The 12398-nt window shown below is 66.0% G+C and carries 12 protein-coding genes, 1 tRNA gene and 1 pseudogene; 7 read left to right on the top strand and 7 right to left on the bottom strand.

What is annotated here, in order from left to right:
- Position 1: 1 nt before the first annotated feature.
- Positions 2–400 (bottom strand): PPOX class F420-dependent oxidoreductase, encoded by a 399-nt coding sequence (locus ACZ6SF_RS17400; RefSeq protein ID WP_466063155.1) that lies wholly within the window; start codon positions 398–400, stop codon positions 2–4.
- Positions 401–611: 211 nt separating this feature from the next.
- Here ACZ6SF_RS17400 and ACZ6SF_RS17395 point away from each other — a divergent pair, with 211 nt between their 5' ends.
- The gene (locus ACZ6SF_RS17395; protein ID WP_466063154.1) at positions 612–1910 is read left to right on the top strand and encodes an NtaA/DmoA family FMN-dependent monooxygenase; all 1299 of its coding nucleotides are present in this window, start codon (positions 612–614) and stop codon (positions 1908–1910) included.
- A 128-nt stretch (positions 1911–2038) separates the two neighbouring features.
- On the opposite strand, the gene ACZ6SF_RS17390 is transcribed toward ACZ6SF_RS17395, so the two are convergent.
- The gene (locus ACZ6SF_RS17390) at positions 2039–2344 is read right to left on the bottom strand and encodes a hypothetical protein (protein WP_466063153.1); all 306 of its coding nucleotides are present in this window, start codon (positions 2342–2344) and stop codon (positions 2039–2041) included.
- 149 nt (positions 2345–2493) lie between these two features.
- A complete protein-coding gene (locus ACZ6SF_RS17385) occupies positions 2494–3633 on the bottom strand; it encodes a helix-turn-helix domain-containing protein (RefSeq protein WP_466063152.1) in 1140 nt (379 codons plus the stop codon).
- Positions 3634–3764: 131 nt separating this feature from the next.
- Between ACZ6SF_RS17385 and ACZ6SF_RS17380 the strand changes: the two genes are divergently transcribed.
- Positions 3765–4658 (top strand): class I SAM-dependent methyltransferase, encoded by an 894-nt coding sequence (locus tag ACZ6SF_RS17380; protein WP_466063151.1) that lies wholly within the window; start codon positions 3765–3767, stop codon positions 4656–4658.
- A 403-nt stretch (positions 4659–5061) separates the two neighbouring features.
- On the opposite strand, the gene ACZ6SF_RS17375 is transcribed toward ACZ6SF_RS17380, so the two are convergent.
- Entirely contained in the window at positions 5062–5499 is a 438-nt protein-coding gene (locus ACZ6SF_RS17375) for a DoxX family protein (RefSeq protein WP_466063150.1), read from the bottom strand.
- Positions 5500–5656: 157 nt separating this feature from the next.
- Complete coding sequence (locus ACZ6SF_RS17370) at positions 5657–6559, bottom strand: LysR family transcriptional regulator (protein ID WP_466063149.1); 903 nt, start codon at positions 6557–6559, stop codon at positions 5657–5659.
- A gap of 173 nt (positions 6560–6732) precedes the next feature.
- Here ACZ6SF_RS17370 and ACZ6SF_RS17365 point away from each other — a divergent pair.
- From ACZ6SF_RS17365 to ACZ6SF_RS17355, 3 genes and pseudogenes are all read left to right on the top strand, one after another.
- Positions 6733–6852, top strand: a pseudogene (locus ACZ6SF_RS17365) (SDR family NAD(P)-dependent oxidoreductase); the annotation flags it as partial.
- 165 nt (positions 6853–7017) lie between these two features.
- Entirely contained in the window at positions 7018–8256 is a 1239-nt protein-coding gene (locus ACZ6SF_RS17360; RefSeq protein ID WP_466063148.1) for an MFS transporter, read from the top strand.
- Positions 8253–9512 (top strand): SGNH/GDSL hydrolase family protein, encoded by a 1260-nt coding sequence (locus ACZ6SF_RS17355; RefSeq protein ID WP_466063147.1) that lies wholly within the window; start codon positions 8253–8255, stop codon positions 9510–9512. Before ACZ6SF_RS17360 ends, ACZ6SF_RS17355 begins: the two co-directional genes overlap by 4 nt.
- Positions 9513–9767: 255 nt before the next feature.
- On the opposite strand, the gene ACZ6SF_RS17350 is transcribed toward ACZ6SF_RS17355, so the two are convergent.
- Both ACZ6SF_RS17350 and ACZ6SF_RS17345 read right to left on the bottom strand, forming a co-directional pair.
- Positions 9768–9841: transfer RNA gene (locus tag ACZ6SF_RS17350), tRNA-Ile, on the bottom strand.
- Positions 9842–9998: 157 nt separating this feature from the next.
- Positions 9999–10322: a hypothetical protein gene (locus tag ACZ6SF_RS17345; protein ID WP_466063146.1), complete on the bottom strand. Its 324-nt coding sequence runs from the start codon at positions 10320–10322 to the stop codon at positions 9999–10001.
- An 83-nt stretch (positions 10323–10405) separates the two neighbouring features.
- Between ACZ6SF_RS17345 and ACZ6SF_RS17340 the strand changes: the two genes are divergently transcribed.
- The gene (locus ACZ6SF_RS17340; protein ID WP_466063145.1) at positions 10406–10855 is read left to right on the top strand and encodes a nitroreductase family deazaflavin-dependent oxidoreductase; all 450 of its coding nucleotides are present in this window, start codon (positions 10406–10408) and stop codon (positions 10853–10855) included.
- A 976-nt stretch (positions 10856–11831) separates the two neighbouring features.
- On the top strand, positions 11832–12344 hold the full coding sequence (locus ACZ6SF_RS17335; RefSeq protein WP_466063144.1) for a glycine-rich domain-containing protein: 513 nt from the start codon (positions 11832–11834) through the stop codon (positions 12342–12344).
- Positions 12345–12398 lie beyond the last annotated feature (54 nt).

Below are 12398 nucleotides of genomic sequence, written 5' to 3'. Positions count from 1 at the left end.
CCTATTCGGCGCGACGACCGGCGAAGTCGAAGGGTCCGCCGTCGATCCCCCAGGAGATGACCCGTTCTGGGCGAATGCGGATGACGGCGCGTTCCTGGGGTGGGAACGGCGGCTCCTCGTCCTCGAGCGCCACGGCCGTGCCACGCACCTCGATACCGCGAATCACATAGGGCTCCAGCGAAACCTGCTGGTCGATGACGAACGAGACCCGGCTGCCCGCTTCGACATTGCGGTATTTCCGGCTGGAACGCATCTGCATACCCCCGATATCGATCGTGCCGTCGGCGTTAACCCGGTAGCTGGTCGGGTTGTTCTGCACCACCCCGTCCGGCGACACGGTGGCCAGCCGGCCGATCCCGGCCTCCGCAAGGAACTGCTGCTCATTGGCGGTGAAGCTCATGTCGTGTACTCCTCGGTCGATTTGCATATCTAGCATCGCTAGAAACTGAAGCAAAGATAACATCGGCGCGCTACGTTGTCTAGCACTGCTAGATCCTGACCTCGGCGACATCCTGCCGCCCTCCGATGTCCCGCGGTCGCCTCCGGCAGTCCGCCCCGTTCCCGCCGTGGTCCGCCTACTCTCGGAACAAGTTCTACGACAGGAGTCTCCGATGGCGGAGCGCCGTTATCTGCACCTGAACCTGGTGGCCAACGACATCAACCTGCACCAGGGCGCCCACACCTACGAACGAGCCCACGGTATTCCCGACCGCAGCGCCTTCGAGCGCCTGCTCGAATACGGCCAATTCGGCGACGAGGGCCTGTTCACAGCCCTTTTCGTCGGCGACATCCCCGGCCTGCAGAGTTCCCCGGCCTTCGACGGCGGACCGGCCGAACCCATCACCGCGCTCACCGCGATCTCACAACACACGCGCCACGTCGGCCTGATCGCGACGGCGTCGACCACGTTCTACGACCCCTACAACCTCGCCCGCCTGCTCGCCTCACTCGACCAGGTCTCCGACGGCCGCGCCGGATACAACGCCGTCACCTCGGTGATCGACCGTTTCGCCCAGAACTACAGCCTGCAGGCCCACCTCGATCGCGAAGCGCGCTACCGACGCGCCGACGAGTTCCTGCAGGTCCTGCGAGCACTCTGGGACAACCGATCCATGCGCCCCGGCCCCGACGGCCGCCCCCGCTTCCACGCCGACCCGATCGACCACCACGGCCCGCTGTTCGACGTCGCCGGCCCACTCAACATCGCACCCAGCAGGCAGCAACGCCCCCTCATCGCCCAGGCCGGCGGCTCCGGCCCCGGTATCGCGGTCGCCGCCAAACACGCCGAGATGGTGTTCACCAACTCCTCCACCCGCGCGAGCGCCGCCACCTACCGCCAAGCCCTGGACAAGGCCCTCATCGACGAAGGCCGGCCCCCCGGCACCGTCCCCGCCATCCCCGGACTCATCCCCTACCTCGGCCGCACCGCCGCGGAGGCCGAAGAGAAACTCCGGGAACTCGACAGCTACGTCTATTGGGAACCCCTGGCCCCACATGCTCTGGGCCAGTTCGGCATCGAAGTCCCGCTCGGCGATATCGACGACCCGTTCCCCACCCACCTGCTACCCCGGCCGGAAGACGTCGAACAGACGATCAAGAGCACCTTCGGCAACTACGTCGGCCTCTACAACTGGGCCCAGGAACGCCCCGGTGTCACCGTGCGCGAGGTCGTCGCCCAGGCGGTCGGCCGAGGCGGAGCCACCCACCGCAAATTCGTGGGCACCTACGACGCCCTGGTCGACGATTTCGCGGCCTGGCACGAGGACGGCAATGTCGGAGGCTTCAACCTGATGTTCGCGACAGGTTCGACAGCCATCCGGGAATTCATCGACGAGGTCGTCCCCCGCCTCATCGACCGCGGCATCTACCGCGACACCCCCGCCGACCTCCCGCTCCGGCAACGCTTCTGAGGCCACACCTTTCGGAACCCCTCGTCGTCGCTCGTGCACGGTCCGGCGTTCTGCCGGCTCCGGCCAGACCAGAGCCCAGACCAGCACGGCCGACGGCAACCCGATCGCGATCACATACCCCAGCACGATCACCGCTCATGCCTCGCCAGTGACCACCGAGCGAACGACAACCGGGGCAACACCGTCTCCACGTCGGCGATACCCATCACCCTGTTCAGCTCGATCGGACCGAGGTGGTGCGGACCCGGCACGACCACCGCGTCCACATCGGCAGCCCGGACCTGATCGAACAACGGGAGCAGCGACGACAGGTCGGGCCAGACGACGAGATAGCCCAGACGGCGTGCCAGTCGTCGAACCTGCGCCCGATCCCAGGCCAGTGATGTACTCGCGTCGAGATCCACATATCCGAGCGCGGTCGGCCGGTCTCGCATCGAGTGCCCCCTGTGTCTCCTGCGGTCGCTGAGTTGCTCCCGCCGACGAAACATGGCGAACCCCACGGCGGAACCGATTGAAAGCTTTGTGCAGGAGGCGATTCTGTTGCTATGACACTTTCCGGTTGCGGGAGGCCGGGAGTACCACGTCAGTACTCGAGGCGAATCACATCGGCCAGCTCCCGCATCTCCGGTGTGAGGGTGCGCCGCTTCGCGATGATGCGGCCGAGAATGTCGCGCGCCGCCCGCTGCTCCACGAACCACGGCCGCGCTTCCCGGGACAGCCTTTCGAGGACTTCGAAAGCCAGGTCGTAGCGGCGCAATTCGACCTCGGCCAGTGCGACATCCAGCAGATGCCGGTTGCGGTTGTCGGACGTCGGCCGAAGATCCTGCGGGATGCCCCGCGCCAAGCGAAGCGCGAGGTCCGGCCGATCGTCCACGACAGCGTTCTCGACTCGTTTCATCGCGACCGTCGCGGAATCGAATGTCGTCCAGTACTGGTGATAGGGCGTTCGTTCGGGTCGCACGGCCACGGCGGCCGCACCGGCGAGACGCATCATTTCGTCCGCTTCGTCGGCCCGGTTGTCGCGCACGGCTGCCGCCGAACCCCGCAGCAGCAGCCAGCCCCAGGTGGATATCTCCCGCGTCGTCGCGACCGACAACCGAGGTTCCACCCGATCGGCCCACTCCGCGGCCAGGCCGCGTACCCGATCGAAGCGCCGCTCCACGATCAGCAGCCAGCACAGGGTGATCACGGCGGACGCAGCGTCCAGCACATCTCCGGTGGATTCCGCATCCGCCAGCGATCGATCCAAGGCGAGCCGCGCAGGCTCCGGCTGGCGAGTTTGTACCAGCACCGAACCCGCGAGTTGCAGCACCCGTGAACGTAACAGCGGCCCCGCGGCATTCCCCTCCCGAATCAACCGGGGCAGAACGCGGGAGAGCTTCTCGTACTCGTTGTCGTGGTACAACCGCGTCGCATACGCCAGCGCAGCCTCCAGACCAGACCCCGGCTCACCATCCGCCGACGCTGTGAGCGCGTCTCGCGTGGGTCCCCACAGCTTGCCGGCGCCGCTTGAATCCGGAATGGCCGGGTCGGGACCGAGCAGGGCTGTGAGCGGTCGGCCGAGAGCGACGGCAAGCCTGCGCAGCGTATCGATCCGGGCGTCACGCTCCCCCTGCTCGATCTTGCGGATGAGCGATAGGGACACACCTGCGGCCTCGGCGAGTTCACGCTGCGTAAGACCACACCGCTTACGAATACTCTGGAGCCGTTCCCCGAGGTCCATAGTTACAAGGCTAAGCCGATTCGGACGCAAGCCGCATTCTCGTACACCCTTCCGGACCCACCCTCCGCCCGAAGTCCGGAGTGGCCGAGTTCACGGTGCGGGCGGGGCGTTCGTGAGTAGCGTCGTTGAGCATGGACAACGAAGGTCCCAGCCGGACAGCGCTCGCCACCGCCTACGCCCGTGCCTACCACCAAATTGCCGACCGGCCGAGGATCCTCACCGATCCGCTGGCGGCCCGCCTACTGGGTGTCACCGCGGATGAGCTGACCGCATTGGGCCGGCCGGCGGACAATCCTCCCATCAGCGGTGCGGACTCCGGAGTCCTGTCGCTGGCGGTCAGTGACCGGCCTCGCCGCCTGTTCTTCGCCACTCGCGCCCGCTTCGCCGAGGACCGCGTGGCGACGGCCGTCGCCGCCGGTGCGCGACAGGTCGTGATCCTCGGCGCGGGCCTGGACACCTTCGCCTACCGCAACCCACATCCCGGCCTGCGGGTATTCGAGGTGGACCATCCCGCCACCCAGGCCTGGAAGCATCAGCGCCTCGCCGCCTCCGGTATCGACCGGCCCGAGAATGTGTCCTTCGCGCCGGTCGATTTCGAAACCGACACGCTGGAAGCGGGATTGGAGTCCGCCGGTTTCAGCCGGACCGATCCGGCCGTCTTCGTATGGCTCGGTGTCGTCTACTACCTGACCCCCGATGCCGCGCGCGGCACGCTCGAATACATCGCGGGTCAAGCCGAGCCCGTCGAGGTTGTCTTCGACTATCTGCGGGCGGCGGATACCGACGAGGATCGTGCCGGTCTGCAGGCCCGCGCGCAGCGCGCCAAAGCTGTCGGCGAGCCCTGGTTCAGCTACTTCACTCCTGACGACCTCGCCGCACAGTTGGGCGCCCTCGGTTTCACCGATATCGAAGACCACCCCGCCACGGAACTCATCGCCGAGTACCTCGACGGATCCGCGGAATTCGCGGACGAACCGCCCCAGGCACTGCGCCCGGTCCGCATCCTGCGAGTCGGCCGCCGCTGAGAATTCCCGCGAGTTCTTTTCCCGTGGGTCCGGCGGAGCGCCGGATCTGCGGCAACGGTCGCGGCTTCTCGTTCGCCCATATCGGATTCCGCGAACCGCTGGGGTTCCGGCTGCTGGACGAGGCCGACCTCCTCGAGTACTGGAACACCTACGGCGAACCCCGGGCCGGCTGTGGGAGGTCGATCGAGGCGGACGGCTGGACATCGTGCAGCAGTTCCGCCTGGACCATGAGGTGTACCCGATACGAGCGCGGCCACCTGGCGCGGCGCCCGCGCACAGGGGCGCCGTCGACCAGATGGCCGCGTGATCGGTTGCCGCCAACCCGACAGGCAACCGATCCGGGAACGCACGACCGGCGACCGGTGGGATAACCCACCGGCCGCCGCCCGTACTCAGCGAATCGTCACCGCGACAGCGAGTTACGCAGATCGGTGACCGTGCCGCGACGCTCGTAGGCGATCCAGGCGAAGATCACCGCCAGCACCAGCGGGAAGATCGCCATCGCCGGCTCACCGGCCAGGAAAGCCTGCGTCCCCGCGGCCAGCACCGTGAGCACCGACAGCCCCGCGGCAGCCACAGCGCTCAGGCGCGGCACCATCAGCGCGATACCGCCCGCGACCTCCACGATCCCGATGAAGATCAGCAACCCGAACGGGATCGTCAGGTTCTCGGGAGCGTTCTCGGTCAGCGAGTTCGGCATCACGAGCTTCGGCCCACCCGAAGCGATGATGAAGAACAGGCCCAGCAGGATCTGCAAGGTCCACAGGACACGGTTACGGACCTTACCGGGACGGTAGGCGGTGGTGTCGGAGTAGCCGGCGGTGGGGTTGGCGGTGGTCATATCCGGTCCTTCGGGTCGGTCGCGCCGGGTTGGTAGCGCGTTCAACCGATAAGACGGCGCGTCATCCGAGTACTCATCGGTGCCCGCAAAAAAGCCTTGCATCCCGCAATCTATCTACATCGCACGGAGCCATATGCTGTGGTCCGCTGCCACTGGGTCACGTCGAACGGCGGTCCGCCCGGACGTGGTCGGAGACAGCATCGAGGAAGGCACGCACCCGAGGTGTCTCGCCTGCCGCCCGCCACACCAATCCGTAGTCGATGGGCGGAGCATCGTGCATCGGAACGAACGCGACATCCGCCCGGCTGTGGAAATCCAACGCCGCGGCAGCCGCAGCGAAGACGCCCTTGCCCGCTGCCACGATCGACAGCATCTCCTGAAAGAACTGGACCGGAGCTGTTTGCGGAATGGGCTTGCCCGACGGTGTCGCCCTGAAGAAATGATGGGCTACCCAGTAGTCGGGCACTGCGCCCGATATGGTGACGAAGGGGTCATCCCCCAGATCTTCCATCGACACCGATTCGAGCAGAGCAAAGGCGTGGCCGGCCGGCACCACCAGCACTCGTGGCTCGCTGAATATCACCGGACCGACCACCAAATCCCGTTCTCGCACCGGAAATTCGGTGATCTGCACATCGACATTGCCTGATCGGATCGGCCCGAACGGATCGTGTAACTGAATCTCGTGGGTACGGATCTCACAGGCGGGATGACGTTCGGTGAACGCCCTGGAGAGCGTGAGCACCAATTTTCCGGACCATGGCCCCGAGAAGCCGACATCCAGCACCCCCGCGACACCGCGAGCCGTGTCGGTGGCATTACGCACCGCGCGGTCGATCCCGCGCACATGCGGCTCGAGGTCTGCACGCAACCGGGTGCCGAGCTCGGTCGGCCGCACTTGTCTGCTCGTGCGTTCGAACAGCGCCCCTCCGATCCGCCGTTCGACTTTCTTGATCGTCTGGCTGACCATGGCCTGAGAAATGTGCAACCGCTGCGCTGTCCGCCCGAAATGCAATTCCTCTGCCAGGGCTAGGAAAATCTCCCACTCTTGCCGCTCCATATAACTCCGCCTCTTTCCGAGCGTCCCGGCGGAGCGTCAATCGCCCGTCTCACTCGGCTCTCAACAGGAACGATAACCCAGCGTGATCGCTGGTTCAGCAGTTGCTCATTGTTCGCTTCCGCGCTCCCGCCGCAAGCTCGAAACGCAAGATCGCCACGAGACAAGGAATCACAATGGATTTGCAGCTGTCCGGACGGGTCGCGGTCGTCACCGGCGCGTCGAAGGGCATCGGGCCGGCCATCGCCCGAACACTTCGCACCGAGGGCGCACGCGTGGTGGTCGCTTCGCGCACCCGCACCTCTGGGTGAACACGGTTTCGCCGAGACCCGGCCAGTACGACAGGAACCGGATTCTCGATCAACGCCGGGTTCCCCGAGGAGCTGTAGAGGCGAACGTCCGGGCTCCCGGCTGCCCATTATTAATGGAACAAATTTCCCGTTAACGAAGTTGAGGTTCGTATGACAACCACACACGCGGTGCCGCGAGCAAGACCCGCCGCCTCCGCTCGTCCCGCTGCCGCACTACTCGCGCTCGCACTGGGCGCCTTCGGCATCGGACTCACCGAATTCGTGATCGTCGGGCTGATGGGAGTGATCGGCGACGACCTGAATGTTTCTGTCCCGACCGCCGGCCTGCTGGTATCGGGCTACGCCGCCGGTGTCGCGGTGGGAGCTCCGATCATGACCGCCGCGGGCGCCCGGATACCGCACAAGGTCATGCTGATGCTGCTGATGGGCCTATTCATCGCGGGCAACCTGCTCTCCGCACTCGCCCCGGGGTACGGGCTGCTCATGACCGGGCGGATCGTGGCAGCGCTGGCGCACGGCGCGTTCTTCGGTATCGGTTCGATCGTGGCCGCCAACCTGGTCGCCCCCGAGCGGAAAGCCGCCGCCATCGCGCTGATGTTCACCGGCCTCACACTGGCGAACGTGGCGGGCGTGCCGCTGGGAACGGCAGTGGGACAGCAGTGGGGCTGGCGTTCGACCTTCTGGGTCGTAACAGCCCTCGGCGTCGCCGCACTGTCCACGATCGCGCTACTGGTGCCCGACCAGGATCGTGGCCGAAGCGTCGGGGTGCGCGGCCAGTTCGCGGCATTCCGGCGAGTTCAAGTCTGGCTCGCGCTGGCGATCACGGCTCTCGGGTTCGGAGCGGTATTTGCCGCCTTCACCTATTTCGAGCCCATCATCACCGGAATCACCGGGTTGCCGGAGTCGATGGTGCCGTGGCTTCTGGTGATATTCGGGCTCGGGCTTTTCGGCGGAAACCTCGTCGGCGGACGACTCGCCGACCGGGCGCTGATGAGAACGCTGACGGGTGCGCTCGCCGCCATGGTCGTAGTTCTGTTGATCTTCGTTGCCGCCGCGCACCATGCCGGCGCCACCGTGGTCGTGATCTTCGCGCTCGGCGCCACCGGCTTCGCCATCGTGCCCGCTGTGCAGATGCGGGTGTTGAACACCACCGGAGGCGAGTCCGCGCTGGCGTCGGCGGCCAATATCTCCGCCTTCAACATCGGCATAGCGGGCGCCTCCTGGCTCGGGGGTACCGCGATCGACCACGGATTCGGCCTCACCGCTCCCCTCTGGATCGGCGCGATCCTCGCCGCCGCGGCATTGGGTCTGGCCTTGCTGTCCGGCGCCATGGACCGAACCTCCGATACGTCTTCCACCACCACTTCTCGGATTGGAAAGAACAAATGAAACTCAGGATCACATGGTTCGCCGCGCTCTTGGCCTCGGTGGTCGCCGCAGGCGTCACGGCGGCATGCTCACCCACCCCGGCCGACCTGAACACGTCCGATACGTGGACCACCGCGTGGTCGGTGCCGATGCAGCTCCCGAGCGAAGGATTCGAACCGAATTGGGCCGACGGCTTCGCTGATCACACGGTCCGGCAAACAGTGCGAGTTACCGGTGGCGGTACCCGTGCCCGGATCACCCTGTCGAACCGCTTCGGCGAAGGCACGCTCCGAATCGCCGGCGCCACCATCGCTCGAGCCGGCGAGGGCGCGGCGGTACACCCGGAGACGTTACGCACCCTCCGTTTCGGCGGCGCCGACTCGGTCGCCATCGCACCGAACGCGGAAGTGACAAGCGACGCCACCGAGTTGTCATTGGCCCCGCTCGAATCAGCGACCGTCACGCTGTACCTGGCCGACCGAACCGGCCCGGCGACTTTCCACGCCCAGGGTTACGCAAGTACATACCGCGCCGACGGTGACCACGCCGGGGATGTCGAAGGAACGGCCTTCGCGGAAAAGACACACTCCTGGTACTACCTCTCGGATCTGGAAGTATCCGGCGGAATCGAGGCCGCCGACTCGATCGTCGCGTTCGGCGACTCCATCACAGATGGCTTCGGATCCGATAATGACGGCGACAACCGCTATCCCGACGCGCTCGCCGACAGGCTCGCCGCGACCGGCACTCCGCGCACCGTACTGAACGCGGGGATCGGCGGCAATATGATCCTCAGCGATTCGAGATGGTTCGGCGAAAGCGCGTTACGGCGCTTCGACCGTGACGTGCTCGCCAACCGTGGGGTGCGCACCGTGATCATTCTCGGCGGGCTGAACGATATCGGATTCTCCGAGATCGATCTGCCGACCTACAAGCCGAACCCGGACGTCCCGGTGGAGGCACTCATCCAGGGTTACCGCGACCTGATCGCCCGCGCGCACGACGCCGGGGTCACCGTAATCGGCGCCACCCTGCTGCCGATGAAAGGTGCCGAGTACTACAACGACACCTCGGCGGCGAAGATCCAGGCAGTGAACCACTGGATCCGAACCAGCGGCGAGTACGACGCCGTCGCCGATTTCAACGCGGCCTTGGCCGATCCCGCCGACCCGGAACGGCTGAACCCGGCCTACGACTCCGGCGACCACAAACACCCCAACGCGGCCGGGTACCAAGCGATGGCGGCAGCTGTCGAACTGAACACCCTGCTCGCATAGAGCATTCGAACGTGATGTGCCGGTGAACGATCATCGGCACATCACGCCGGATGCTTCCGAGCGAGTTCGGCCGACCGGGGATACCCGGTTGCTTTTCCACAGCGATTCGGTTGCGAAGTCTGCCGCAAGCTCACGTATGCCGTCCGGTCCATCCCCCTGGCCGGATTCTACCGGCAGAATACATTGCTGCCGGAGCGTTGTGCTGGATCAACTCGGCTGCCATTTTCGGCATTTCCGCTGGTAGAAGCAGACTTGTGGGGCGGGTGGGGCTCGAACCCACGACCAATGGATTATGAGTCCACGGCTCTAACCGACTGAGCTACCGCCCCTTGCCGCGACCAGGGGTCGCAAGTGTGGGATGGTACCCGCTCGGTGGAACGGTGGCCAATCACCGACTCCGGGTGCGCGTGCGGAAAGGGCCCGGTGGCGTGGGGTGAATCGGGGTGGAGCGGGGCGGTCGACCGGGTGGCCTCCCGCCCCGGGACCTCACGCCCGGCCGCAGACCCGGTTCAGTTCGGCGGTGTAGGGGTCGAGGTCGGTGATGTTGTCGTCGACCAGCGCGTTCGCGTAGCCGGTGATGACCGCCTTCTCCTCGCCCTGCGCGAGAACGGCCAGGCCGTTCAGCCGGTCGGAGAGCGCTGTCGCGGTCGCCGCGTCCATGGTGCCGCCGCTCGTGTCGACCGCGGTGTTCACGAACTCGATGGCGCGGTCGCACAGGGGCGACTGGGCCTGCGCGGGGGCGGCGGGGAAGAAGAGCAGAAGGGCCGCTGCCGCGGTGAGTGCGGTGGCGAACGACGTCGGTTTGATCATATGGCTTCGATCCCTCTCTGAACCCGGCCAGGGAATGATGCCACAATGCGTTTCGAGGGCTTTCGCGAAGCTGAGGAGGGCATGTGGCGGGGTTGTTCGTGCGGGCGTTGCAGGCGCATCAGTGGGTGTACGAGAACAGTGGCGGGCTGGTGGGGCATCGGCTGCTGTTCGGGAACCCGACGCTGCTGCTGCGGACCGTGGGGCGCAAGACCGGGCTGGCGCGGACGTCGGCGCTGACCTATGCGAAGGACGGGGAGGATTTTCTGGTGACCGCCTCGAACGGCGGGTCGCCGCGGCCGCCGGGGTGGCTGGCGAATGTGAAGGCGCGGCCGGAGGTCGAGATCCAAGTGGGGCGGCGCGCGTTTCCGGTTCGGGCCCGGGCTACCTTGCCCGGCGATCCGGATTACGCGCGCCGCTGGGGGTTGGTGGACGCTGTGAACAAAGGCCGGTACAGCGAGTACCAGAAGAAAACGAAGCGTCCGATTGCGGTCGTGGTGTTGACTCCCGCGGATGCCGAGGGTCAGTCGGAGTAACTCTCCGAGCCGGCCCGCACCCGCTCTCTACGCGCCGTCAGATCCGCCGGTGGCCGGCTGGCGAGATGGACTACGGAGGCAACGAGAATCAGGATTGCGAGTACTACCAATGCGGTAACCACGCGCAGCACAGTAATGATCGGGGGTGGACACCGCACCCGAGAACGGTCTATGGTGCGCGCCGGCAGCGCCTATTCGGGCTAGACCGTTTTGCCGGAAATGACGGATTTTCGCCCGTACTCAACCGGGGCCGAATATTTTGATACATATCATGAAAGTCCATGCCAGAGTGTGAAATTGCCCAGTTCCGGACGATACCGAATCGGTACCGGCATGAGACACGCCCGGCAGAGGCGAAAATCACACAGCGGTCGATGAGTCCAATCGCGCGAGCGAAACTCTGTGTGGTCCCACAAATGGTTTCGTATGCTCCGCCCGGAACATTACACGCAACTTCGGGTTACAGCCAAACGTGCTCGAAAACGCACTCTGTTCCGCCTGTTTCGACGATATTCACCCGGCATTCGGCCGGATCAGGACGAACTCCCACCGCCGCAACTGCTTCCACCTCCGCCACAGCTGCTCCCGCCACCACCGCAACTACTTCCACCGCTACAACTGCTTCCTCCCCCACAGCCGCTACTTCCGCCGCTCGACCCGGAATCACCGTGCTCCCACGGAGCCGAACCGCTGTCACCGCTCCAGTGATGGCCGCTGATATATGTCCCCGCCGAGTAGGTTCCGCCGGGCATGCGCGGCGCCCTGTTCGTCGTCGCCTTGACGATGGCGTAGATGATCCCCGCTATGGAGCCGATGCACAGCGCCCCGAACACGAACAGGACGAACAAGCTCAGCAGAATTTCCATTGATCAACGGTATCGGGGAGTTCGCTCGCGGGCAGACGAAGCCGGAATCGATCACACCCGGCCACCGGCCGGAACCGGCGGTCCGGAGCGCGCGGGGCGATAATGGCGGGGTGCTCTCCTTCGCCACACCCCGTCGCCGCCGCGGGATCGATCCTGCCGCCGTCGAACGCGCGGTCGGCGAGCTCGAACTCCCCGAGGCCGTTTTCAAGACCTGCCCGTGGCAGCCCCGGGCACTCGTCGAGACCGGTCTGCGCCAGTGGTTGCGCTGCTGCGGGCCGGCGATGGCAGACGATCAGGTGATCGGGATCCCGTCGCATGCCGTGGACGAGGCCTGGCACGGTTTCATCCTGTGCACGCGGCGGTACGCGGATTTCTGCGACCGGGCCTACGGACGGTTCCTGCACCACTACCCGGACGGCGCGGACGAGCCGGCGGCGGGCGCGGGCGATATGGCGGGGCAGCTGGGCCGGACGGTGGTGGCGTGGTCGCTGGTCGCCCGGCCGGACGAGGAATGCGTGCTCTGGGATCTGGACTCCCGGCTGGGTCTGGCGCATCCGTGGGGGATCCCCGCGCAGCGGGTAGCGTCGATAGCGGAGTCGATGCGGCAGGCGGGCGTGGCCTGATCGGCTACCTGTTCGCTACAACCACGTGAATCAGGCAATCCGGAAATATCGCCC

Source organism: Nocardia sp. NPDC049935, from assembly GCF_055586645.1.
Note: the sequence above shows the minus strand (reverse complement) of the source record. Positions and strands in the feature narration are given on the sequence as shown.

Excerpts from the sequence above, each read along its gene's own strand:
- ACZ6SF_RS17400 (WP_466063155.1), bottom strand. The coding sequence starts at position 400 with ATGAGCTTCACCGCCAATGAGCAGCAGTTCCTTGCGGAGGCCGGGATC.
- ACZ6SF_RS17395 (WP_466063154.1), top strand. The coding sequence starts at position 612 with ATGGCGGAGCGCCGTTATCTGCACCTGAACCTGGTGGCCAACGACATC.
- ACZ6SF_RS17390 (WP_466063153.1), bottom strand. The coding sequence starts at position 2,344 with ATGCGAGACCGGCCGACCGCGCTCGGATATGTGGATCTCGACGCGAGT.
- ACZ6SF_RS17385 (WP_466063152.1), bottom strand. The coding sequence starts at position 3,633 with ATGGACCTCGGGGAACGGCTCCAGAGTATTCGTAAGCGGTGTGGTCTT.
- ACZ6SF_RS17380 (WP_466063151.1), top strand. The coding sequence starts at position 3,765 with ATGGACAACGAAGGTCCCAGCCGGACAGCGCTCGCCACCGCCTACGCC.
- ACZ6SF_RS17375 (WP_466063150.1), bottom strand. The coding sequence starts at position 5,499 with ATGACCACCGCCAACCCCACCGCCGGCTACTCCGACACCACCGCCTAC.
- ACZ6SF_RS17370 (WP_466063149.1), bottom strand. The coding sequence starts at position 6,559 with ATGGAGCGGCAAGAGTGGGAGATTTTCCTAGCCCTGGCAGAGGAATTG.
- ACZ6SF_RS17360 (WP_466063148.1), top strand. The coding sequence starts at position 7,018 with ATGACAACCACACACGCGGTGCCGCGAGCAAGACCCGCCGCCTCCGCT.
- ACZ6SF_RS17355 (WP_466063147.1), top strand. The coding sequence starts at position 8,253 with ATGAAACTCAGGATCACATGGTTCGCCGCGCTCTTGGCCTCGGTGGTC.
- ACZ6SF_RS17345 (WP_466063146.1), bottom strand. The coding sequence starts at position 10,322 with ATGATCAAACCGACGTCGTTCGCCACCGCACTCACCGCGGCAGCGGCC.